Origin of the sequence: Trinickia dinghuensis (assembly GCF_003367175.1) — a bacterium.
Taxonomy (GTDB): Bacteria; Pseudomonadota; Gammaproteobacteria; order Burkholderiales; family Burkholderiaceae; genus Trinickia; species Trinickia dinghuensis.
Map to the genome: position 1 here is coordinate 198,160 of NZ_QRGA01000005.1, position 23,951 is coordinate 222,110.

A 23,951-nucleotide genomic window follows, 5' to 3' on the forward strand; every position below is an offset into this window, starting at 1 on the left:
ACCGCGGGCTAGGCGGGGTTACACCCGCCCGAGCGCGTCGAGATTGACGATGCGAATCCGCTTGCCGTGCGTTTGCAAAAGCCCCTCTCTCTGGAATTTCGAGAACATGCGGCTCACGGTTTCGAGCTTCATGCCGAGAAAGTTGCCCATCTCTTCGCGCGTCATCCGCAGGTTGAATTCGGCGGCCGAGTAGCCGCGCGCCTTCATGCGGCTCGACAAGTTGAGCAAAAAGGCAGCGACGCGCTGCTCCGCGCTCATCGTGCCGAGCAGCATCATCAGCGACGATTCGCGGACGATCTCGCCGCTCATCATCCGCAGCACTTGTTGCTGAAGGCTCTTCGACTCGGCGCACATCGATTCGAGCAGCGCGTAGGGAATGATGCAGACGCTGCTGTCCTCGATCGCGATCGCGTCGCTGCTGTGGCTTTCGGTGCAGACACCGTCGAGCCCGAGTACTTCGCCGGCCAAATGGAAGCCCGTGACTTGCTCGCGGCCGTCGCGATGCATGACGACGGTCTTGAACGAACCCGCTCGGATTGCATAAATGCTCTGGAACGGATCGTTTGCGCGATAGATCGCATCGCCGCGCTTGATGAGGCGCGTCGCACTGACGATCGAATCGAACCGCGACAACTCCTGCGCGTTCAGCGCTTGCGGCATGCAGGCCGAGCGCATCGAGCAGCTGCCGCATTGCTGCGCCGGACGGCTGGATGCCGCCTTCCCGCTGACGTGGGCCGAGGCGGGGACCGATGCCGGCGCGATATCGTCGGCGAAGGTTGCTTCGTTGAACATACGACCTCCTGGGCGGACTGCACACGGGCAAGACGGCGGGGGAGCCCTTTTCTTGATTCGCAGTATCGGAGGTCGGACGCTATAAAGAAATCGGCGGCGTATGAAACTGCGGTAAGCCTTGATGAAGGTTTGTAAGGATTGTCCTACATCAACGTGTGGCGAAGTTTCGCGTTTAGCCGGAGATCGGCCATGGGCGGGGCGCTGCGCCACGTCGACGCAGTGCGCACGCGTTATGCGCCTAATTAGCGCCGCCTGCGGTCAGGTGTGAAAAGCAGGCCTCGAGCCTGGGAGGACACGTCATGTACAAGCGGATTCTCGCTGCCGTCGACGGCAGCCGCGCCGCGCGTCTTGCGCTCGACGAGGCGCTGAAGATCGCGAAGGCCTCGGATGGAGAAGTCATTGCGGTATTCGTCGTCGAGCACACGTCGCAACTCGTCGATGTAGCGGCCATCTATACGTCCGATCAAAGCGCGGACGGCGGCCGGGTGGACGCGGCGACCGCCGCGCTCGAGGACGCGCGGACGGCGCTCAGCGAGCAGGGCGTGAATGGGATGACGCGCGCGGTGGATGCCTACGGGGACGGAATCGCCGAGGTGATTTCGCGCACGGCCGACGAGTGCGAAGCCGATTTGATCACCATGGGTACGCATGGGCGGCACGCTAAGCGCCGCATGCTGCCGGGCAGCGCGGCGCAAGGGCTCCTGCGGTTGGCGCATGTGCCCGTGCTGCTCGTGCGGCACGACGCCGAGGCCGAGGAGCAGTTGGGCGATATCGTCTGATGTTTCGCCGCTTTCGGTTAAGCGCGAGGCCCTGCCGTGATCCGGATCAAGCGATCTGTGCTGCGCAATCGCTTACCGATGACTCGCATGTTCTAGCCAAAACGCCCGCAAGGCGGGATGGACGGTTTCCCGCCACCTCGGCCCGGTGAACAAGTCGTAGTGATCGCAGTCGCCGATGGTCATACGCATTCGCATCGTATCGGGTACGGCGGCGCAAACGGCGTGCGCCGCGTGCGTCTGGTCGGCCCCGGCGATGTCGTCGCGGTCGCCTTCGACAGTACAGAGCGCCGTCGCCGTCAACGCCTCCGGCAACACGCGGCGCGTGCCGACGGACCATGTTCCGCGAGCCAGCCGCTGCTCCTGAAAGACGATCCGCAGCGTGTCGAGGAAGTAGTCTTCGTCCATGTCGAGCACGGCGGAGTACTCCTTGAGCGAACGCAGGCTGGCTGCGGCGGCACGGGCATCGCCCGACATGCGGCTCGTCCAATATCGCGATTCGAGCGCCATCTGGCGATGCGGATGAGCGGAGACGATCGCCGCATGCTGGACATACCCGGGGTAGATCCGTCGCCCCGCGCCGGCGTAGAGGGGCGGCACGGTATCGATGACGGTATGGCGGAACCATTCGATGTCGTGCGTCGCCGCGAGGCGGTCGATCATCGTCGGATGCAGGCGTGCGTCGATCGGCCCCCCCATCAACGTGATGCTCAGCGGTGCCAGCCCGCTGTCCGAGGCCGCGATCAACGCCGCCGCGGCCAATGCCGGCGGAGCGGCTTGGCAGACTGCGAGCACGTGCACGCCGCGTTCGGCGAGCGCGCACAGGAACCGTTCGACGATGAGCACGTAGTCGCTCAGGCCGAAGCGGCCTTGCGCGAGCGGGACATCGCGCGCGTCGGCCCAATCGGTGACATACACGTCGGCGTCTTCGAGCAGCGTCTCCACCGTTTCGCGCAGCATCACGGCGTGGTGGCCGGCGAGCGGCGTGACGAGCAGCACGCCGGCCGACCCTAGCGCGCCCGCGGCATCGGCATCCTCCAAGGGAAGATCGGCGGTTCGCCCCCGAGACCGAGAGGCGGCGGCCACGTCTTTATGTGTCTTACTTCCACGCTCGATCGGCACCGCATCGAATTCCCGCGTGAATCGGCGCAGCGCGCAAAACGGCGTCCGATCGACGACGGCCTCGCTCACGGGCACGGTCCGCCCGCCAATTCGCACCGAGTCGATCGCGAACGGCGGCGGTTCGGGCGGCGCTTGCAGGAGCCGGTAAAGCCAGTCGCACCCGGGCAGCGCGACGCTCGCCAAGCGGGCGTCGCCACGATAGGGCGCATCGGCGTGGTCCTCGGCCGCTTGCGCGGGCGAGGCACCCCACGGCGCGCTGGCGAACGCGGCCCATGCGTCGAACGAGCGCATCATCGCGCGCTGGGTTTCTAGCCACTGGTAGAGCATGTCGCCTCCGGCCGGGCGATGCGCCGCGAGCCGTTCGCGGCGCCACGGCGTCGCTCGAGGCGCGCCGGATTGGGGAAAATCGCGGGCGAGTCTTGCGGCCCCGCGTCGCGGCGCAAGCGGCCGCGCGCCTATTGTGCGGACGGCCGGTAGCGGCTGGCAACCCCATTGATCATAGACGTCCGCCCATCTTCGAGGGTGAGGTTGCCGCGTAACCTAACGAACACCAACATAGGTAGACCTTTCGGTTAATCCTCGCTCAAGTGGACTCTGCCCGGTCCAAATTGCCGAGTCGGGCCGCACCTGTTGTACTATTGGACGTTTTTGTCCAACGAACCCGATCACGCATGCTCGATTACTTTCGCAACCATCAGCGCTTGATGATGCTTCTGCTCGTCCTCCTCATCGTGCCGGGGCTGGGTGTTCTAGGTATACAAGGCTTTCGCGGTTTTTTCGATGACAGTGCGAACGTCGCGAGCGTGAATGGACACAAGATCACCCGCGTGGAATTCGACGATGCCATGCGGCAGCAGATGGATCAGGCCCGCCAGTACCTCGGTTCGCAGTTCGATGCCAAGGCACTCGATACACCTGAGCGCCGCCGCGATCTGCTCGACAACCTGATTCAGCAGCGTGCCCTGGCCGACGAAACCCAGCGCGAACATCTGACGGCATCGGACGACGCCGTGCGCCGCGCGCTGCTCTCGGATCCGGTCGTCGCGTCGCTGCGCAAGCCCGACGGATCGATCGACATCGATCGCTATAAGCAGCTGCTCGCGATGCAGGGCATGACCCCTGAACAATACGACGAGCGTGTCCGCTACGGCCTGGCCATGGAGCAGATCCCGCAAAGCATCGAGACGAGCGCGTTCACGCCGAAGTCCTTGGCCGAACGGATCGCGCAGCTCGCCGAGGCGCAGCGCACCGTGCAATCGCTCGTGTTGCATGCCAGCGATTACGTGTCGAAGGTGCAGCCTACCGACGCCCAGCTGACGGCCTACTACACGGCTCACAGCGCCGATTTCGCCACGCCCGCGACGGCCACGATCGACTACCTCGTGTTGTCGCCGGCCACGCTCGCGAGCGGTGCCGCGCCGAGCGACGCCGATGCGAAGCAGTACTACGACCAGAACGTGGCGCACTACACGACGCCGCGTGAGGTGCGTGTGAGCCAGATCCTGATCACGTCGCCGAAGACGGCGAGCCCGGCGGACGACGCCAAGGCAAAGGCCAAGGCCGAAGAGGTGCTGGCCGAGATCAAGGCGCATCCGGATCAATTCGCTCAAATCGCGCAGAAGGAATCGCAAGATCCCGGCTCGGCAGCAAAGGGCGGCGATCTGGGCTGGTCGACGAGCGGCGTCCTGACGGGCGAGAAGACATTCGATGCGGCGGCGATGGCGCTGAACAAGGGTGATGTGAGCAGCGTCGTGCATTCGTCGTTCGGCTATCACATCATCAAGGCGACCGACGTCAAGCCGGCCACGACGAAGCCGTTCGACGACGTGAAGGCCTCGATCCTCAGCGATCTGAAGACGCAGGCCGGCGCGAAGGCGTTCAGCGACGATTCCGACGGCTTCACGTCGACGGTCTACGAGCAGGCCAAGAGCCTGAAGCCGGCCGCCGATAAATACAAGCTGACGGTTCAGACGGCTACGGTCACGCCCACGCCGAATGCGAAGCTGCCTCCGGACAGCCCGCTCAACAATCCCAAGTTCTTGGCCGCGGTGTTCGCGAACGATTCGGTCACGAACCACAACAACACGCAGGCGATCGACGCCGGCAACAGCACGCTGATCGCCGCGCACGTGACCGACTTCAAGCCGGCTGCCACGCCGCCGCTCGCGTCGATCAAGGATGCGGTGCGCGCGAAGTACGTGGCCGAGCAGGCAGACGAGCTGGCCCGCAAGGACGGCGAGGCCAAGCTGGCCGATCTGCAAAAGTCGAAGTCGACCGCCGGCTTCAGCCCCGAGCAGAAGGTCTCGCGCAGCGATGCGCAAGGCGTTTCGCCGCTTGCGCTCGGCCCGATCTTCAAGGTCGACGACAGCAAGCTGCCCGGTTATGTCGGCGTCGATCTCGGCAACGACGGCTACGCGATCTACCGCGTCAATTCCGTGGTGCCGCCGGCGCCGATCGATGCGCCGCGCCTCGCGGCCGCGCAGCGCGAACTCGCGCAAGTCGACGCGCAAGCGCAGCTGGAAGGGTATGTCGCGTCACTGCGCCAGCGCTCGAAGGTGAAGGTCTACGGCACGCCGAGTTCGCCGCAGGGCGATTCGCAGTAAGCCGAGCGGTCGTATCGCTCGAACAAAAAAAAACCGCGCTCAATCTGCAGCGCGGTTTTTTTTCGTCCGAATGGCGGGAGCCGGAGAGGGATTGCCCAAGCGAAAAGGGCAAGCAGAGCGAAAGGACTATAAGCCTATAAGGCTGCGAGGCGGCGCGCTCTAGAGCGCACCGGAAACCCTTACTTCCGCAGCAACGGAGACAGTACAGGCCAGACGTTGTCGAGCAACACGGGCTGCGCCTGCTGCGTCGGGTGCATCTGGTCGGACTGGAACATGTCGGGCTTGTTCTCGATACCGGCGAGCAAGAACGGCACGAGACGCACGCTCATGTCGTGCGCGAGCTTGCCGTACATCGCGTGAAAGCGTTGCGTGTAGGCTTGGCCGTAGTTTGACGGCACATACATGCCGACGAGCACGACCTTCGCATGGCCTTGCTGCGCTTGCTCGACGATCGTGCGCAGGTTGTCTTTGGTCGTCGACAGCGGGACGCCGCGCAGCGCGTCGTTCGCACCCAGTTCGACGATGACGATCGACGGCTTGAGCCGCTCCATCAACTCGGGCATGCGTGCGCGTCCGCCGCTCGTCGTGTCTCCGCTGATGCTTGCGTTCGCAACGCTATAATCGATTCGCTGCTCGGCGAGCCGCTTGCGCAAAAGCGCGACCCATCCTGTATCTTGAGGCAGGCCGTATTCGGCGGAGATGCTGTCGCCCAGTACGACGATGACGGGCCGCGTCGTTTCCGCGCTTCGCGCGGGCGTGGCCGTAATGAACGATGAAAGTGCAAAGAGGCCGGAGGCCACCATCGTGGCCGCGGCGGCCGTACCGAAAATCCAGCGACGCTTGTTCATGCCAGAAACCACCAATGCCATTATCGAAGTGCGCAGTTTATGCAAGCGGGTCAAGGATGCGACAGGCGAGCTGACGATACTTGACGATATCGCGTTCGACGTCGCCGCCGGCACGAGTGTCGCGATCGTCGGCGCGTCGGGTTCGGGCAAGTCGACATTGCTCGGCTTGCTCGCGGGCTTGGACAATGCAACGTCCGGTTCGGTTCGATTGCTCGGGCACGATCTTTCGAATCTGTCGGAAGACGAGCGCGCGCGGCTGCGCAACGGCTCGATCGGCTTCGTCTTCCAATCCTTTCAATTGATGCCGCACCTGACCGCGCTCGAAAACGTCCGCTTGCCGCTCGAATTGCAAGGCGGCACCGACGTACAGGACGCGACCGCTCGCGCGAGCGCGCTGCTCGAACGTGTCGGGCTCCGTGCCCGGACGCAACATTACCCGAAGCTCCTTTCAGGAGGCGAACAGCAGCGCGTCGCGTTGGCGCGGGCGTTCGTCACGCGCCCTGCGATTCTGTTCGCCGACGAGCCCACGGGCAGCCTCGACGCCGCCACGGGGCATGCCGTCATCGACCTCATGTTCGAGTTGAACGCGGCGCAGGGCGCAACCCTCATCCTCGTCACGCACGACACCGAATTGGCCCGCCGCTGTGCCCGCACGGTGACGATCGAGGCGGGCCGTCTGGTGCGGCACGGCCCGCCCGAGGCCTAGGCTTAACCGCCGCGAGCGGCTTTGCGTGCGCGCTCGATGAGGGCCGATGTCGACGAGTCGTGCTTGTGCGCGTCGAACGCGGCGCTCGTGAGGTCGGCTTCGACCACCTTGCCGAGGATCTTGCCGAGTTCCACGCCCCACTGGTCGAACGGATTGATGTTCCAAACGGCCGCTTGCACGAGCACCTTATGCTCGTAGAGCGCGATCAGCGCGCCGAGCGAGCGCGGCTCGAGCGTCTCGAGCAGCAGCGTCGTCGACGGCCGGTTGCCCGGGAACACGAGGTGCGGCACGAGTTCGGGCTTGTCCGGGCCGGCCACCTTGCGCGCTTCCTCTTCGGTCCGGCCCAGCATCAGCGCTTCGCTTTGCGCGAAGCAGTTCGCGAGCAGCTTCGGATGGTGGCTGACGAGCAGATGCTCGGGCGTGAGCACGGCGATGAAGTCGATCGGCACGATCGTCGGGCCTTGGTGCAGCATCTGGAAGAACGCGTGCTGCCCGTTCGTGCCGGGCTCGCCCCAGGTCACCGCGGAGGTGGCGTAGTCGACGTATGCGCCGTCGAGCCGCGCCTGCTTGCCGTTGCTCTCCATTTCGAGCTGCTGCAAGTACGACGGCAGATAGTGCAGCGCCTCCGAGTACGGCGCGACGAGATAGCTCTGCAGGCCGAAGAAGTTGCGATACCAGATGCCGATGAGGCCGAGCAGCACCGGCAAGTTGCGCTCGAGCGGCGCCTCGCGGAAATGGCGGTCCATGTCGTTCGCACCGGCGAGCAGGGCGTCGAAGTTCGCCGCGCCGACCGCGATCATGATCGACAAGCCGACGGCCGACCACAGCGAGTAGCGCCCGCCCACCCAATCCCACATTTCGAAGACGTTCTCTTCGGCGATGCCGAACTTCACGACTTCGGCCGGATTGGCCGACACGCCGACGAAGTGCTGGGCGAGCGCGCGTTCGGGGCAGCCGTTTTGCACGAACCAATCGCGCAGCGAGCGCGCGTTCGTCATCGTTTCGAGCGTCGTGAACGTCTTGGAGACGATGATGGCGAGCGTCTCTTCGGGGTCGATGCGGGTCAGGACGCGCGCGAGATCGGCGCCGTCGACGTTCGAGACGAAGTAGCTCGAGATATCGGGATGCGAGAGATGCTCGAGCGCATGGACGACCATCTTCGGCCCGAGGTCGGAGCCGCCGATGCCGATATTGACGACGTGGCGAATGCGCTTGCCGGTGTAGCCCGTCCAGGCGCCGCTGCGCACGCGTTCGGCGAATTCGGCCATCTTGGCGCGTTCGCCCGCCACTTGCGCATGGAACGGCGCGTCGGGTTGGGTCGCGCGCAAAGCCGTATGCAGGGCCGCGCGGCCTTCGGTCGGATTGACGACTTCGCCGGCGAACATCGCATCGCGGCGCTTGGCCACGCCGGCTTCGTCGGCGAGCGCAACCAGCAGGCGCAGCGTTTCGTCGGTGATGCGGTTCTTCGAAAAATCGGCCGTGAGTCCGCCGCCTTCGATCGTGAAGCGCTCGGCACGCGAGGGCTGGCCGGTGTCGGCGGCGAACCAGTCGCGCAGCCGTTCGTCGCGGATCTGTTCGTAATGCGCGGTGAGCGCGGACCAAGAGGAAAGCGAGTTCAGCGTCTTGAGCGTCATAGGCGTTGGTCTAACGAAGCGAAGGGGTGGACACGCGGGCAGGGCCTTGCATGGCCCGCAGTCGGTCAGTATAGCGGCGTTGGATGCTGCGCCGAAGCATCGATTGCGGATGCCGCCTGGGCGCCGCCGATACGCCCGATTAGCGAACGAACGTGCGCTGCCGTTAGTGGGTAAATGTCGGGCCATTGGGGACAAAAAAAGCCAACCCGACGGTCTGCTGACGGCTGGCCCACAGTATGCCAACAGAGGGCCAAATGCCGGGCCGGCGATGCTGAATGCGCGCTATGATCAGACGTTTTTCACCAACAGCAATTCGACAATCAAAATGAAAAAAATGGGCCCATGCGCTGCCGCGGCAGCGCTTTTCGCATGTGTATCGATGAGCGCGTTCGCGCAGACGGCCGACCTCGACTGCGCTAAGCCGCATCCGGGAACCGAGCGCACGATCTGCAGCAACGCCGCGCTGCGTGCGTTGGATGCGCAGGCGAACACGTACTACACGATGCTGCTCGAGGCTAAGCCCGCAGCGGATACCAAGGCTTACCACGATTTCCGCGACGGCCTGCAAGCCGATCGTGACAAGTGGCAGCACGACACGCGCGACGCCTGCGGCGCGCAAGTCTCGTGCCTTTCCGACGCGTATCAGCACCGCGTCGACGGCCTGCGCGACAACGCGCTTGCGCACCTGGGGCTGACGGTGACGGCAGTCCCTGTGAGCGACAAGCCGACTGGGCCGCAGATCGATTACAAGGACGCCATCTACAGCATCGAAGGCAAGGATGTGACGCTGCTCGAGGGCCAGCATAGCCAGCCGGCCGCGGATGGTTCGTCGGAGCAGGACGTCACCCGCGTCGTGGAGCCGCCCGAGCATGCGGTCGGTAAGCTCGGCGGGCGTTCGACGGTCGCCACTTTCGTTTCTCAGGACGGCGGCGGCAGCGGGACGTTCTACTACGTGGCGCTCGTGTTCAACGACGGTCGCGCTACGACGTTCAAGGTTGGCGATCGGATTCAACCGATCGGCATCGCAATCCACGGCGACGACCTCGTGATCAGCTATCTCGACCGTAAACCCGACGAGCCGATGGCCGTGCCGCCGACGGTGCCGCGCGAACGGCATTTCGCGTATATGAACGGGCAGATTCTGGAACGGCCGCCGGCGGTGAGCGCGGCGAAATAGCGCGGGACGCTCGGCGAGGCGTATCTGATCGACGGCCGAATGAAAACAGTGCGTCGAATTGCGTTGCGCGCGCAACGGCATGCGGACGCCCCAGAGCAAGCGTAGCAAGGGGGCGGCCGACATCCTTTGCGGACGTTAAACCGGCGCGCTACTTACACTACGTGATTGTCGCAGCGATTTTTCGACGCGCCTTTCAGTGCGGGCGCACCTAGCGGTTTCGCGCGTTCGCGTCAGTCGAGGCGAAGTGCGCAAATACATATGTGATTCTTTATCTGACGTTTTAGTTGACGGAGGAGCAATGACAATTCAAATAAGCCCATATCTGAGGCGTCTCAGCAGGCTATATGACGTCTCGAAACCCGCAGTCTCGATTGTCACCGGAAGGTCCGGCCCAGCCGACGGCGCGCAACTATTCATCAAAAAGGGACCTTTGAATGCAAGCTTAAGGCGCCAAGTCGGAGGTAGTAAATGGCAAATCGTGCAAACGGTATCGCTGACACAGATCCAAGCGTTCGAGCGCATCATAAGCGACCACGCTTGTAATTTTGGCGATCACCGGGCAATAATGGACCTTGATAAATGGAAAGATTTTTATCATCTCGAAGATCGCACGATTTCGTATGTCGATAAAGCCAACCAGGCCGTGCCTCCAGTTGCAGAACCAACGGTTCCATGTTACGACTGCGGAATAGTTCTGCCGCTTAAAAACATAACAATTGACCATCAGCGGCCACAGGCAGGGAATGAGTTAGAGCCGCTTTGCAAGGTATTTCGAGCAATGGGGCTGACGATCGACGGCCCGGCAAAAGGCAAAGGACTGGATGCGGTTGCGACATGGAGAGGGCAAGTGGGTGGCCTTGCGTGTCAAGCCACTAATACGCGTGACGCAAAATATACGCTGAATGATGTCGGTACAATTTATTACACCCTCTGCGATGCGGCAAGCCAGTACGGGGAGCTGATAAATGACTGCTTTGATCACTATATAAATCTGCGCCCTCTATGTGGCGCTTGCAATAAGCCTAACCGAAATGCATCGTACTATCCGGAGCACCCGAACAAGAAAAGGGCGCTGGGCAGCTAGGCCTTCCAAATCAAGGTGTTCGGAAGATCCGCGGCTCCGGAACTTGAAGCTTCGCGATTGCTCGGTCATTGCCCAGCCACGGCCAAAGTTCGAGCCGCGCGAATGCCCCATCGGGCATCGAAAGTAGCTAAAGACTTGCTTACAAGATGCCGTTAAGCGAGGTTTCAACCTCCGTGTTCCGACCGATGCGTATCCCCCTGACCTTTGGTGCTTTTTCGGTTTGTATGGCGCTCGCGAGCGTCCCGGCTGCAGCGCAAGTCGCGAAGCCGACGGCTGCGATTCCCGATTTCGACAGCGTCTCCGCACCGAACTCCATCGTGGCGGCTGCTCAAGCGTTCAATGCGAATCTTCCGGCCCGCTCGTCCTTCAAGTCGGCGCGGATTCTCGAAACGATGAAAAGCAGCTCGACGGGCACGGTCAAGATCGCGGTCGACCTTCTGCCGACGGCGGACGGCCTGACTCGAGTACGGGAAATCTACAGCCCCAACTTCTACGTCGATCGAGAAATGGTTGGACTTGTCCAGCTCAAATCGAAGATGAGCGCGGTCGACACGAGCGTTTCCGTCACGCAAGCGTTAACGGTCAAGGCGCACGATTGGAAAAAGGGCGGCGAAGTATCTTTCGCGACCGAAGCCGTCGATGTCCCCGGCAAGGGTAAGGCGAGCGATTCCGGCCTGGACTGCCAGGTCGGGAGCCCTGTCAGCGCAAGCAAGGTGAGTAGCGGACTTCCCGGGAATGCGTGGCCGCTCGACTGCTTGAGACTCGGCGACGGTCCGGTCAAGGGATACTACGTCGAGGCACTTGGCTACTTTCTCGCTACGCGCGAGGGATCCAAGGAATCCGGAATCGCCGACACAACCGTCGACAGCATTTCTATCGAAAGGTAGTTCTAACTGGCAGACAGGTGGCGAACGTCAGCCCTTTCGGTCGATCCCGCTCAATCGGGATCGATGCGTGGGGCAGGCTAGCCCTCAAGGGGCGTAACGCAGGCTCAATCCGGAACATGCGAGCGCCTCCGGGCATCGCGAACCCGATGCACCTCGACATCGCTGTTGCCATACGAAATTCTGTCGTTTTTATCGAAATTTCTTCAGTTGCCCTTGTCATTGGCGCTCCATCCTCGAAAAATTGTCGCGTCCGGAGGTGCGCCAGGGTGCTCCACCGCTCAGGGCGAGGATTCGCCGTCACTGCTGGTGAGTGCCGATGGCGAGCTGAAAGCCTCGCGCACCACCTCTTCGATCCGTGCAATGACCTCATCGGGCAGATGCGGGTACTTCTTGCGTTTGTTCGACGACAGCTTTCCGTTGTTCGATTGCACCATGCGGATGAGCGCCGACAGGTCCGGGCGGGCGAGATTGAGTTCGCTGTTCAGTTGCTCAAATGCGGCGTCGAATCCGCTTAGCCAGTGCAGCTCGCGCGGCAACTCGGTCCTCACGGCCTCGATGAGCATGCGGTGCAGGAATTGGACTTCCCGTGTCGCGTCGAAGAACCGGTAGGGTCGCCCACCCGGCGATGCAATTACGTGCGGAGCGTCCTCACCGGGCGCATATCGCCACAGTCGCGTGGTCGGGCGGGAGAATCCATTTAGCACGTCGAGATACGCGTCTTCGTGGCGCTTGAAGACGGCTGAAACCGGCACGATGGCCCCGCCCTTCAATCGACGGGCACCGTTGATCACGTGATGAATAAGGAAGCGGTGGATACGCCCGTTCCCATCCAGAAAGGGATGCAGGTAGACATATCCAAAGGCCGCACAAGCGGACCGCACGAGCACGTTGGAGCACCGATATCCGCCAGCGCCGGACTGCTCGTTGATGAACGCCTCCCATCCTCCCATGGTGCGCGGGATGTCTTCGGGCGGTGGCGGAAAAAACGTGACCCGCCCCGTTCCATCCTCGAGCCAGTTCTGTTTCGTCCGGTAAGACGCCTCCTGGGCGTAGGCATCCCTGACGATAACGTTCTGCAAGTCGACGAGCCACTCCTCGGTAATGCGCTCTTCCTCGCCGGTTCGCGCAAGAAGCTGGACAAAGCGCTCGCCCTTGTTGCCGCTGGGCGTTTCCCGTTCGATGCTGTAGCTACTGCGCGTCTCGGAAAGGAACAGGTAGCGGACCGCGCGCTCGTAGAGCGTTGCGTCGGTGACCTGCTCGAGTGTCAGGCTCGCCTCATCCAGCAAATCATCGAGAGACGGTCCATCCGCCAGCGCAACGCGTCGCACGAGAGGGCAGAAATCGCGGGTGCCAGGCAGGTTGTCTCGCACGCGGAACTTCGGGTGCCGGATTGCGTGCGCGGAATCCGCCGTGAAGTAATCAGCCTCTGGCAGTGCATCGACGTAGGCGCCTGAAGGGCTCTTCTCGACGACCAGATTGCCGCCGGTTAGCCACTCCCAGAGGAAGCACGCCCTTCGTACGAACGCGCTGTTCGGCGACTCGGACCACCGGCGTAGAAGCTCAGCCTCGGGCAGGTGCTCGAACACCGCCTCAAGCACCTCGAGATTCACCCCCTCATTGCGAAGCGCGAATTCGACGTGCCCAATAAGTGTTTGCTCCACCGCGGTTTTGCGTGGATACCAGAATCCATTGTGGCCGCGCACTTTCTGGTTCACGGAACCATTTAGATAAGCGGGAGCCTCGAGTGGCCGAACCTGCGGTTCCAGGTTTAGGTTCTCGATAAGGTGTTGGTAGCCAACGGGTTCCAGCTCGGCCATGAGACTCGAAAAATGTTCAGAAGTCTCGAAATATTATCGCAAATGACTATTTTTAAGGGTGAATCCTCGAAAAATCTTCGCTCCTCACCTTGCTGAGAGGGAGGGCCTCGCGCTGGACTGCATCGATTGACCTGGACGACACCGCATACGGTACCCATACGATGCGCCGCACAAAAGCTTCGCTGATCTATCGGCGGATGAAGAACCTACGGGTGGTGCAGTTGCGTCCAGCAGCCGGTGCAGGGTCCGCACGGACCCGTCCGCGACGCCGGCCGGTAAGTGCCATTTGGGACGTTCGACATAGAGACTCCGATCGCGGACAATCCATCGGCTTAGCTGTCGACAACAATTGAAAACACCCGATGAAGCGCAAATTAAATTTCTCTTGGTCGTGCCTGATTTTGTTGGCCGCGGCATCGTCGGCCCACGCCGGATGGTATGAGATCGAAAACTATGCCGGCACGATCGGCAGCCTGCCTGTTCACTTGTCCTTGCAGACCTACGATGAAGTTGACCGTAATGAGCCAGGTCAGTGGCACGTCGACGGTAGTTACTACTACGATGCCCATCGCATTCCCATTCCACTGCAAGGCAAACGTCAACCCGATGGCACGATGCAGTTGTGCGAAGCGATAGAGCCTGCTTCCTTTTCCGATTCGCCGAAGGTGCCGGCACCTTCGGCAACGCACCCCGTTCCTTGCCCTATCGCGTTGAAAGTAAGTGGCACGGAGGCATCGGGCGAGTGGCGCGATGGCAAAAACGTTCTGCCTATCGCGTTGCATCAGGTTGGGAGTCTTAACGACACCGATCCGCAGCACCTTCGAGTGACCGGCGTGGTTGAAATACCCATGTGGCATCACACGAAAACTCATCTACTGCTGGGCGTGTACGAGTCGTCCAAGGATTGCCCGTTGTCGATGGTTCGTTTGCGACTCGTCAATATCAAAAGTGGACGAATCGACCGGGAGATGACATTCCCCTGCGGCGCAGGCATCGTGGCTACTCCCATCTATGCCAACGTCTACCGCGCAAAAAACCCGCGTTACGTCACCGTCATATCGCAAGGTGGCTATCACGATATGGGCGACGAGAAGGATGTTGCGGTCGAGCCCTAAGCCTTCGGAAACCATTTGGCGCGACAGTCACGGGCGCACGTGACACATGCCGCCCCCAGGGACGTAGCGCCGATTCAATCGCGCGTGGGATAGACCAGCCGATTCAGCAAGTCGCGCACGACTGGCGCCAGTTCGCCGGCTGTGAGCCCCGCGGGGCCGCGGCCGCTCGCCGTCAGTGTGTCTGCGGCCCAGCCGTGCAGATAGACGCCGGCCAATGCCGCCTCGTAGCTCGGCAGCCGCTCGGCCAGCAGCGCGCCGACAATGCCACCGAGGACATCTCCCGTCCCACCCGTCGCGAGCCCCGCGTTGCCCGTCGGATTGACGGCCGCACGACCGTCGGGCGAGGCGATCACCGTGCCGGCACCCTTCAGCACGACGACAGCGCCGAAACGCGCGGCCAGCGCTCGCGCTGTGCCGATGCGATCACGCTGGACCTGTGCCGCGTCGCATCCCATCAGTCGAGCTGCTTCGAGCGGATGCGGCGTCAAGATACATGCGCATGCCGTGCCTCCTGACTCGGCGTCGGCATTACCGTCCACGTCGATAACGGCCCGCGCGGCGAGCGCATCGGCCAGCGCCGTCTCGCTAGCGAGCAAGTTGAGCGCGTCGGCGTCGAGCAGGAGCGGGAGGTCGGACGCGATCGCTTGTTTCAGCGACGACACGGCGCGCGGCCCATGTCCCATGCCGCAGCCGATGGCCAGCGCATCCATGGCTTCCAGGCCGAAGCCGAGCGTGCCGGGCGGATGAAGCATCAGTTCGGGGAAGGGCGGATCGTAGGGCGGCGCGCCTTCGCCGATGAAGGCAACATGAACCTTGCCCGCGCCCGTATGCAGTGCGGCGCGCGCCGCTAGAATCGGCGCCCCGCACATTCCGGTATCGCCGCCGACGACGGCCAAGCTGCCGTACGTTCCCTTATGCGAAGCAAACGAGCGCGACGGAAAGCGCTCAACGAACAAAGACGGCGCGTTCAGCCGAACGACGGCGTGCGCGACGGGCAGGTCGACCCCAAGGGGTGCAACCGTCACGGTGCCGGCCAAGTCGCGTCCGCGCGTCATATAAAGCCCGGGCTTGGCGCCGAGGAACGTGACCGTGTCGGTTGCGCGAACTGCGGCGCCCCCTTCGACGACGTTACCCGTATCACTGTCGAGCCCGCTCGGAACATCGAGCGCCAACACCCGCCCGCGCGTGCCTGCGCGGGCGCTCATCCGCTCTGCCAAATCGGCGAAAACGCCGTCGAGCGGCCGGGCGAGCCCGATGCCGAACAGCCCGTCGATGATCCAGCCATAGCTGTCGAGCGACGCCGGCGGCACGTGCGAAATTGGCACGCCCGCGGCGCGCGCTTCGGAAAGCGCCCAGCGCGCATCGTCGGCCTTTACTTCGATCGGCATGCAAACTTCGACTGCGACGCCGGCCTCTCTAAGACGCGTGGCTACGACCAGCGCATCGCCGCCGTTGTTGCCGGGGCCGGCAGCGATCCAGACCGGATGCTCGACAGCCAGCGAGCCATCGTGAGAAGCACGTTCGACGAGATACTGCGCGCACGCGGCCCCCGCGCGAGCCATCAGCGCGTGGGGCGGCAAGCCTGCTCCGCCTTCGGCTTCGAGCGCACGCAATTGCGCGACGGTAAATAGGGGCAGCGGCCGGTCGGCCGACGAGACGAGAAGATGCGGGTGGGCAGGGGAGGAGGCGTTATCGATCATGGCGAGCGCTTTCAAGGACGATCTCGAACATTCAGCCATTTGGCCACCGCCCAGCTCGAAGCCGGCCCGAAACCAGCCCGCAGCCAACCGACTAACTCGCGAAGCGCTCGACCCTTAGCGCGGCCAGCGTATCGGGCGGCACGCTCGGCGGCGTGCCCGAGATCAGATCTGAGACCACTTTAGCAGACCCGCACGCAAGCCCCCAACCGGCGGGGCCATGCCCGACATTGACGAACAATCGCGGATGCAGCGCGTTGCCGACAACGGGCAGGCCGTCCGGCGAGAGCAACCGCATCCCTTCCCACGCATGAGCAGCCGAGATCTTAGCCGCACCGGGAATCCAATCGTGAGTCGACTGGGCCAGCAGCGCCGTACCCGCTTCGAGCAGCGATTCCGACAACGGCTTGGCGAATTCGCGCTCCGGCTGCAGCACCGCGGCACCCGCGACACGAATGCGCTGGTTCATCCGCGTCATCGAGACCCGCCGCACCGAATCGACCACGGTCAGATGCGGCGTGCATTCCTCATACGCAATCGGGGACGTCAGCGACAGCATGCGAATCGGATGAAACGGCAGCGACAGGCCAAGCCGCTCGAGCAGCGGCTTGCTGCCGGCGCCCGCCGCGACGACGATCGCGTCGCACGAGACGACGTCGACCTCACGCGTGCTCTTGCGCTCGCTCTCGGCCGGCGCGAGTTCGACGGCCGCGCGCTGATTTTCGAGCCGGATCGATTCGACGGCGCGCCCGAACAGGAACTGGACGCCGCCTTGCTCGTCGAGCACCTGCTTGACGAGCTTCGTGAACAGTGGGCAGTTGGCCGTGCGCTCCTGCGGGAACATGACGCCGCCGGCGAACGCGGGATCGGCGGGGACAGAGCGCTCGACCTCGGCGCATTCCGCTGCCGACAACACGTTGTGAAGCATCTCGAATTCGCCGAGCAGTTCGAGCGCGCTTTGCGCTTGTTCCCATTCGCGCGGATCGCGGGTCACATGCAGCACGCCCTCGCGCTGTTCGAATTCGAGATGGAATCCGGCTTCGATCGATGCGATCGCATCGCGCGAGAGTTCGACGAGCGGGCGCAGGCGCTGCCATTGCGCGCGAAACGCATCGGGCGCCTGCAAGGGCGCGATCTGCTTGGCGAAGCGGCGCGCGCTCGAATTCAGGCCCGGCCGATAAACGATCCCGCGGCGGCTGCCGAGGAAGGTGGGGCCGAACCAGGCGTCGAGCGGCGTAGGCAGCACGATGCCGCCGTGGCCATAAGTTGCGCCTTGGGCGACCGTTGCATGGCGTTCGACGACGCACACGCGGTGACCGGCCGCACGAAGCTGGTAGGCGGTGGCGACGCCGACGATTCCGCCGCCGATGACGATGACATCCATGGATGAGTTGGTACTGTGCACTGCACTGCGAACAGCCACGGCGCACGACACGGCAAGCGCCGTGCCGCATGCGAAGCGCAACGGCCGGGCCGCCGCGCTCGCCCGCCGACGCCGCTTCGCGCCGATGAGACAAACCGCGAATGATAGCGCCAAACGGATTCGGATAGCTGACGAAGAAGCTCGAAATCGACGCGAGCGTGGTACGCGCACCCGTCCGGATGGGCCGGGGCAGCCTATCGGGGACCGAGTTCCAGGTATAATCTCGGTCTTCCTTTCGCCTCACGTCGTGGTATGCGCGCGCGAACCGCGCGATGCCCGGCTCATCGACGCCTACGTCCTTCCATGGCCCACTTCTCGTGCTTCCCCGGTGCTTCGGCGCTTTCCGACTTCCGTCAAACCCGCCTGCTCGAAACGCTTGTCCGCATCGACGCCAACATCGTCGACGTGCGCGGCCAGTACCTGCACTTCGTCAACGCGCTGACGCCGCTGTCGGCCCAGGACAACGAGCGCGTCGAAGCGCTCCTGCACTACGGTGAGCCGTTCGCAGCCGGCGAGGGGCGCGGCGGTCAGGAAACGTTCCTGGTGGTCCCGCGCATCGGCACCGTCTCGCCGTGGGCGAGCAAGGCGACCGACATCGCCCGTCACTGCGGCCTCGCGCACGTGCGCCGCATCGAGCGGGGGATCGAGTTCACGGTCACGCTGAAGTCGGGTTTGGCCGGTCTGCTGGGCGGCAAGAAAGCGCTTTCCGACGAAGCGCGGGCGCTGGTCGCCGCCGCGCTGCACGACCGGATGACGGAAAGCGTGGTCGCCTCGCGCGACGACGCGCTGCACCTGTTCGACGAACTGCCGGCCAAGCCGCTTCAGACCGTCGACGTGCGCGCCCATGGCCGCGCGGCGCTCGAGCGCGCGAACGGCGAACTCGGCCTGGCGTTGGCCGACGATGAAATCGACTACCTGGTCGATGCGTTCTCGAAGCTCGGCCGCAACCCGTCCGACGTCGAACTGATGATGTTCGCGCAAGCGAACAGCGAGCACTGCCGCCATAAGATCTTCAACGCGCAATGGACGATCGACGGGCAGCCGCAGGACATCTCGCTGTTCCAGATGATCAAGAACACCGAGAAGCTCAATCCGCAAGGCACGATCGTCGCCTATTCGGACAACTCGTCGATCATGGAAGGCGGCCCGGCCGAGCGCTGGTTCCCGCGTCCGGCCCAGGCGGGAGAGCGCGGTGCGCTCGATGAGCGCTATGGCCGCCACGTCGAACTCACGCATACGCTGATGAAGGTGGAGACGCACAACCACCCGACGGCGATCTCGCCGTTCGCCGGCGCGGCGACGGGCGCGGGCGGCGAAATCCGCGACGAAGGCGCGACGGGCCGCGGCGCGCGCCCCAAGGCGGGCCTGACGGGCTTCACGGTCTCCAATCTCGAATTGCCCGGCGCCGTTCAGGCTTGGGAAAACGCGCGCGACGCGGCCCAGCCTTTGACGATGCGCAACCCGAACGAGCAGCACGCTGCCTACGGCCGGCCCGATCGGATCGCCTCGCCGCTGCAAATCATGATCGACGGCCCGCTCGGCGGCGCCGCGTTCAACAACGAATTCGGCCGGCCCAATCTGGGCGGCTACTTCCGCGTCTACGAGCAAAACGTCGGCGGCCAGGTGCGCGGCTATCACAAGCCGATCATGATCGCGGGCGGCCTCGGCAACATCTCCGATGCGCACACGCACAAGCACGATCTGCCCGCCGGCACGCTGCTGGTCCAGATCGGCGGCCCCGGCATGCGCATCGGCATGGGCGGCGGCGCGGCCAGCTCGATGGCCACGGGCGCGAACACGGCCGAACTCGATTTCGACTCGGTTCAGCGCGGCAACCCGGAAATCGAGCGGCGCGCGCAGGAAGTCATCAATGCCTGCTGGCAGCTCGGCGAAAAAAACCCGATCCTGAGCATCCACGACGTCGGCGCGGGCGGCATCTCGAATGCGTTCCCCGAACTCGTCGACGGCGCCGACAAGGGCGCGCGGTTCGAACTGCGTCAAGTTCCGCTCGAGGAGAGCGGCCTGTCGCCGAGGGAAATCTGGTCGAACGAAGCGCAGGAGCGCTATGTCTTGGCGATCGCGCCGGCCGATTTGCCGGCGTTCGAAGCGATCTGCTCGCGCGAGCGTTGCCCGTTGGCCGTCGTCGGCGTGGCGACCGACGAGCGTCAACTGCAACTGATCGACGCGCACGCCGAAGGCGAGGCTTCCTATCCCGTCGACATGCCGATGGAAGTCCTGCTCGGCAAGCCGCCGCGCATGCACCGAAACGTCGAGCGCGTGACGACGGAGCGCACGCCGGTCGACGTCACGGGCTTGTCGCTGGCCGACCTCGCCGTATCGGTACTCAAGCATCCCACCGTCGCGAGCAAGTCCTTCCTGATCACGATCGGCGACCGCTCCGTCGGCGGCACGAGCGTGCGCGATCAACTCGTCGGCCCGTGGCAAGTGCCGGTGGCCGACTGCGCGATCACAGCCGCCGATTACGCCGGCTTCCGCGGTGAAGCGATGACGATGGCCGAGCGTACGCCGCTGGCCGTCATCGATGCGCCTGCTTCGGGCCGCATGGCCGTCGGCGAAGCGGTGACGAACATCGCGAGCGCGCCGATCGCTTCGCTCGACAAGCTCAAGCTGTCGGCCAACTGGATGGCCGCGTGCGGCACGGCCGGCGAGGACGCCGCGCTGTTCGACACGGTGAAGGCGATCGGCATGGAGTTGTGCCCGGCCCTGGGGATCAGCATTCCCGTCGGCAAGGATTCGCTGTCGATGAAGACGAAGTGGAACGAGCAGGGCGTGGCGAAGGAAGTCGTCGCCCCCGTTTCGTTGATCATTTCCGCGTTCGCGCCCGTCGAGGACGTGCGCCGCCATTTGACGCCGCAGCTTCGCAGCCAAACGGAAGCGGGCGAGACGGTACTGATCGCGATCGATCTCGGCCGCGGCAAGCACCGCCTCGGCGGCAGCATTCTCGCGCAGGTGACGCAGCAGGTCGGCAACAGCGTACCCGACGTCGACGATGCCGAAGACCTCAAGCGTTTCTTCGCGGCGATCCAAGCGCTCAACGCGGACGATCGACTGCTGGCCTACCACGACCGGTCGGACGGCGGGCTGTGGGCAACCGTCTGCGAGATGGCGTTCGCCGGTCACGTGGGCGTGTCGCTGAACGTCGACATGCTGACGCTCGACGCGACGCACGAGTTCGACTACGGCGATGCAAAGGATTGGGCCAAGCAGACGAGCGGCCGGCGTGACGACCTCACGCTGCGCGCGCTGTTTTCCGAGGAACTCGGCGCCGTCGTGCAAGTGCGCGCGGCCGATCGCGACGCGGTGCTCGGCGCTTTGCGCGAGCACGGCTTGGGCGCTTGCTCGCACGTCGTCGGCAAGCTCAACGAGCGCGACGTCGTCGAGATCTATCGCGATGCGAAGAAGATCTACGATGCGCCGCGTGCGGAGTTGCAGCGCGCTTGGAGCGAAGTGAGCTGGAGCATTGCGCGGTTGCGCGACAACCCGGCTTGCGCGGATGCCGAGTACGATGCCTTGCTCGACGCGCAAGATCCCGGCATCTCGCCGCAACTGACGTTCGATCCGAGCGAAGACGTCGCCGCGCCGTTCCTGAACGTGGGGGCGCGTCCGCGCGTGGCGATCCTGCGCGAGCAGGGCGTGAACTCGCATCTGGAAACGGCCTACGCGTTCGATCGTTCGGGCTTCGACGCCTACGACGTCCACATGAGCGACTTGCTCTCGGGCCGCGCGACGCTGGCGGACTTCAAGGGTGCCGTGGCGTGCGGCGGCTTCTCGTACGGCGACGTGCTCGGCGCGGGCGAGGGCTGGGCGAAGACGATCCGCTTCAACCCGCAGCTGGCCGACATGTTCGCGGCCTTCTTCGGGCGTGCCGATACGTTCGCACTGGGCATCTGCAACGGCTGCCAGATGATGAGCAGCTTGGCGTCGATGATTCCGGGGGCCGATGCATGGCCGAAGTTCACGCGGAACAAATCGGAGAAATTCGAGGCACGCTTCTCGTTCGTTCGCGTCGAGTCGTCGCCGTCGATTTTCTTTGCCGGCATGGAAAATTCGCGTATTCCGGTGGCCATCGCCCATGGCGAGGGTTTCGCCGACTTCTCGCAGCAGGGCGACGCGTCCAAGGCATTGGTGGCGATGCGCTTCGCCGACCATCACGGCGAAGCGACGGAGCGCTATCCGTTCAACCCGAACGGCTCGCCGGCCGGGATTACGTCGGTCACGACGGCCGACGGCCGCTTCACGGTGCTGATGCCGCACATGGAGCGCGTGCATCGCACGGTGACGATGAGCTGGCACCCGGAGGGCTGGGGCGAAGCGAGCCCGTGGATGCGTGTGTTCCAAAACGCGCGGCGCTGGCTGGGATAAATCGGTAACGAGCCGCTATCAAAAACAACAATGCCACCCGAGGGTGGCATTGTTGTTTGCATCGACTAAAGCTGGATTCTGCGTAAAGCAGTGCTTATCGCTTTTACGCTTAACTGCTTACTGAATCTTCGCCTTCGCGCGCAGGCTTTGCTCGAACGCTTGCACCTTTTCCTGCTGGATTTGCTGAACGATCTGCGCCTTGACTTGGTCGAGCGGCGGCGGCGTGATGTCGCGGATGTCGTCGACACGGATGATGTGCCAGCCGAATTGCGTGTGCACCGGCGTGTCGGTCATCTGGCCTTTCTTCAGCTTCTCAGCCGCAGCGGCAAATTCAGGCACGTAGGTGTGCGGGTTCGCCCAATCCAGATCGCCGCCGTTCTTGCCCGATCCCGGATCCTTCGAGTATTGCTTCGCGAGATCCTCGAACTTCGCGCCGGCCTTGATCTTCGCGATGAGGTCCTTCGCCTGCTGCTCGTTGTCGACGAGGATGTGGTGCAGGTGATATTCCTTGCCGCCCGCTTGCTTGACGAGCTCGTCGTAGCGCGCCTTCACTTCGGCGTCGGTCGGCTTGCTCTTCGCGGCGTAGTCTTCGATCAGTGCGTGCAGCACGACGCTCTGCTGAGCCACCGCGACTTGCGCCTTGACGTCGTCGCGGTTCGGGATCCCTTCACGCACGGCTTCTTGCATGAGGATTTCGCGATTGACGAGTTCCTGCTTCACTGCATCGTGCAGTTGCGGCGTGTCTTGCTGACCTTGTTTCACGAGCTGGGCAACCAGCGCGTCGGCACGCGATTTCGGAATGGCCGTGCCGTTGACGACAGCGATGTTCTGCGCGAAGGCCGGGGCGGCCGCGAACGCGGCCAGCATTACCCAAAGGCGGGTCTTTTTGTGGATCATCGGAAGTTCCTAGCGTTCCTGTCGAAATGAATCGGTTCAGTCAGCGCGCCCCGGTCCAAAGGATGGGGCACTCGAGGTTCAACCCTTCGAGACGTCAGCCGCGAGGTGAATTCACGCGCCGGGCAGCCGAGCGAATTCCTCGGGTGTATAGGCCGTGATGGCGAGCGCATGGATCCCACGCTGCATAACGTCGGACAGCGCATCATACACTAGCCGGTGCCGCGCCACGCGGGGCTTGCCCGCGAACGCGCCGGCCACGATCGTTACCGAATAATGCCCGCCCGCGGCCGCGCCGGCGTGGCCCGCGTGCTGCGCGCTGTCGTCGCGCACGGCCACCGATTGCGGGGCGAGGGCCGAGGTCAGCCTCGATTCGATGAAGGCAATGCGCGCATCGGGCGATGCGCCGAGAAAATCGGCGGATTGGCTCATCGCTTACTCCTCCTTCATGTACTTCGTGAGCCAGAGGCTTTGCGCGACGATGAAGACGACCATCGCCCCCGTCGTGCCGAACAGCTTGAAGTTGACCCACTGCGCCTCGGTGAAGTTGCCGACGACATAAAGATTCGCGACACCGAGCGCGACGAAGAACAATGCCCAGGCGATGTTGAGCTTGTCCCAGACGTCCTCCGGCAACGTCAGTTGCTTGCCCATCATCTTTTCGATCAGATTCTTGCGGAACCCATAGCGCGCGACGGCCAGGCCGACGGCGAACAGCCAGTACAGCGCGGTTGGCTTCCACTGGATGAATTTCTGATTGTGCAAGACGAGCGTGGCGCCGCCGAACACGACGATGACGACCAAGCTGACCCACAGCATCGGATCGACCTTCCGATGACGAAAGGCCACCCACGCAACCTGCACGAGCGTCGCCGCGATGGCGACCGCCGTGGCCGTGAAGATGCCCCAGAGCTTGAACGCTACGAAGAACAGGATGATCGGAAACAGGTCGAATAAAAATTTCATGAAGGCCGCTGAAGTCCTAAAGCGTCG

Annotated in this window: 18 protein-coding genes and 1 pseudogene; 9 read left to right on the forward strand and 10 right to left on the reverse strand. The window is 63.6% G+C overall.

The genetic code is table 11. The annotated features are described in order from the left end of the window. Positions 1 to 18: 18 nt before the first annotated feature. Complete coding sequence (gene fnr, locus DWV00_RS09180) at positions 19 to 792, reverse strand: fumarate/nitrate reduction transcriptional regulator Fnr (RefSeq protein ID WP_115533258.1); 774 nt, start codon at positions 790 to 792, stop codon at positions 19 to 21. A 299-nt stretch (positions 793 to 1,091) separates the two neighbouring features. Between fnr and DWV00_RS09185 the strand changes: the two genes are divergently transcribed. After that, the gene (locus DWV00_RS09185; protein WP_115533259.1) at positions 1,092 to 1,571 is read left to right on the forward strand and encodes a universal stress protein; all 480 of its coding nucleotides are present in this window, start codon (positions 1,092 to 1,094) and stop codon (positions 1,569 to 1,571) included. 72 nt (positions 1,572 to 1,643) lie between these two features. Here DWV00_RS09185 and phaZ read toward each other — a convergent pair whose 3' ends face one another. Then, positions 1,644 to 3,017, reverse strand: coding sequence for a polyhydroxyalkanoate depolymerase (gene phaZ / locus DWV00_RS09190; protein ID WP_115533260.1), 1,374 nt, complete (start codon positions 3,015 to 3,017; stop codon positions 1,644 to 1,646). A gap of 344 nt (positions 3,018 to 3,361) precedes the next feature. On the opposite strand from phaZ, the gene DWV00_RS09195 reads away from it, so the two are divergent. Then, positions 3,362 to 5,293, forward strand: a complete 1,932-nt coding sequence (locus tag DWV00_RS09195; protein ID WP_115533261.1) for a SurA N-terminal domain-containing protein — start codon at positions 3,362 to 3,364, stop codon at positions 5,291 to 5,293. 179 nt (positions 5,294 to 5,472) lie between these two features. Here the strand turns inward: DWV00_RS09195 and DWV00_RS09200 are convergent, their stop codons facing one another. After that, positions 5,473 to 6,141 (reverse strand): arylesterase, encoded by a 669-nt coding sequence (locus tag DWV00_RS09200; RefSeq protein ID WP_245964796.1) that lies wholly within the window; start codon positions 6,139 to 6,141, stop codon positions 5,473 to 5,475. Between DWV00_RS09200 and DWV00_RS09205 the strand changes: the two genes are divergently transcribed. Beyond that, the gene (locus tag DWV00_RS09205) at positions 6,140 to 6,847 is read left to right on the forward strand and encodes an ABC transporter ATP-binding protein (RefSeq protein ID WP_115533263.1); all 708 of its coding nucleotides are present in this window, start codon (positions 6,140 to 6,142) and stop codon (positions 6,845 to 6,847) included. The genes DWV00_RS09200 and DWV00_RS09205 overlap by 2 nt on opposite strands. A gap of 2 nt (positions 6,848 to 6,849) precedes the next feature. Here DWV00_RS09205 and pgi read toward each other — a convergent pair whose 3' ends face one another. Beyond that, complete coding sequence (gene pgi, locus DWV00_RS09210) at positions 6,850 to 8,481, reverse strand: glucose-6-phosphate isomerase (RefSeq protein WP_115533264.1); 1,632 nt, start codon at positions 8,479 to 8,481, stop codon at positions 6,850 to 6,852. Positions 8,482 to 8,860: 379 nt separating this feature from the next. On the opposite strand from pgi, the gene DWV00_RS09215 reads away from it, so the two are divergent. The 3 genes from DWV00_RS09215 (at position 8,861) to DWV00_RS09220 (ending at position 11,629) form a co-directional block, all read left to right on the forward strand. Next, positions 8,861 to 9,658, forward strand: coding sequence for a lysozyme inhibitor LprI family protein (locus DWV00_RS09215; RefSeq protein ID WP_181885400.1), 798 nt, complete (start codon positions 8,861 to 8,863; stop codon positions 9,656 to 9,658). 298 nt (positions 9,659 to 9,956) lie between these two features. Further along, positions 9,957 to 10,742, forward strand: a complete 786-nt coding sequence (locus tag DWV00_RS33625; protein WP_147297860.1) for a hypothetical protein — start codon at positions 9,957 to 9,959, stop codon at positions 10,740 to 10,742. 224 nt (positions 10,743 to 10,966) lie between these two features. Further along, on the forward strand, positions 10,967 to 11,629 hold the full coding sequence (locus DWV00_RS09220; RefSeq protein WP_115533266.1) for a hypothetical protein: 663 nt from the start codon (positions 10,967 to 10,969) through the stop codon (positions 11,627 to 11,629). A gap of 278 nt (positions 11,630 to 11,907) precedes the next feature. Here the strand turns inward: DWV00_RS09220 and DWV00_RS09225 are convergent, their stop codons facing one another. Beyond that, positions 11,908 to 13,446, reverse strand: a complete 1,539-nt coding sequence (locus DWV00_RS09225) for a Fic family protein (protein WP_115533267.1) — start codon at positions 13,444 to 13,446, stop codon at positions 11,908 to 11,910. 110 nt (positions 13,447 to 13,556) lie between these two features. Between DWV00_RS09225 and DWV00_RS34520 the strand changes: the two are divergent. Next, positions 13,557 to 13,670 (forward strand): annotated as a pseudogene (locus DWV00_RS34520) (integrase); the annotation flags it as partial. Between the two features lie 138 nt (positions 13,671 to 13,808). Next, positions 13,809 to 14,561, forward strand: a complete 753-nt coding sequence (locus tag DWV00_RS09235) for a hypothetical protein (RefSeq protein WP_115533268.1) — start codon at positions 13,809 to 13,811, stop codon at positions 14,559 to 14,561. 74 nt (positions 14,562 to 14,635) lie between these two features. Here the strand turns inward: DWV00_RS09235 and DWV00_RS09240 are convergent, their stop codons facing one another. Next, the gene (locus DWV00_RS09240; RefSeq protein WP_115533392.1) at positions 14,636 to 16,261 is read right to left on the reverse strand and encodes an NAD(P)H-hydrate dehydratase; all 1,626 of its coding nucleotides are present in this window, start codon (positions 16,259 to 16,261) and stop codon (positions 14,636 to 14,638) included. Positions 16,262 to 16,352: 91 nt separating this feature from the next. Further along, on the reverse strand, positions 16,353 to 17,642 hold the full coding sequence (locus DWV00_RS09245; protein ID WP_115533269.1) for an FAD-dependent oxidoreductase: 1,290 nt from the start codon (positions 17,640 to 17,642) through the stop codon (positions 16,353 to 16,355). A 342-nt stretch (positions 17,643 to 17,984) separates the two neighbouring features. On the opposite strand from DWV00_RS09245, the gene purL reads away from it, so the two are divergent. Next, positions 17,985 to 22,064 (forward strand): phosphoribosylformylglycinamidine synthase, encoded by a 4,080-nt coding sequence (gene purL, locus DWV00_RS09250; protein WP_115533270.1) that lies wholly within the window; start codon positions 17,985 to 17,987, stop codon positions 22,062 to 22,064. Positions 22,065 to 22,181: 117 nt separating this feature from the next. On the opposite strand, the gene DWV00_RS09255 is transcribed toward purL, so the two are convergent. The 3 genes from DWV00_RS09255 to DWV00_RS09265 all read right to left on the reverse strand — a co-directional run bounded on the left by DWV00_RS09255 (position 22,182) and on the right by DWV00_RS09265 (position 23,924). Continuing rightward, positions 22,182 to 22,961: a peptidylprolyl isomerase gene (locus tag DWV00_RS09255; RefSeq protein WP_115533271.1), complete on the reverse strand. Its 780-nt coding sequence runs from the start codon at positions 22,959 to 22,961 to the stop codon at positions 22,182 to 22,184. Between the two features lie 111 nt (positions 22,962 to 23,072). Continuing rightward, positions 23,073 to 23,390, reverse strand: coding sequence for a BolA family protein (locus tag DWV00_RS09260; RefSeq protein WP_115533272.1), 318 nt, complete (start codon positions 23,388 to 23,390; stop codon positions 23,073 to 23,075). Between the two features lie 3 nt (positions 23,391 to 23,393). Further along, on the reverse strand, positions 23,394 to 23,924 hold the full coding sequence (locus tag DWV00_RS09265; RefSeq protein ID WP_115533273.1) for a septation protein A: 531 nt from the start codon (positions 23,922 to 23,924) through the stop codon (positions 23,394 to 23,396). Between the last annotated feature and the right edge of the window lie 27 nt (positions 23,925 to 23,951).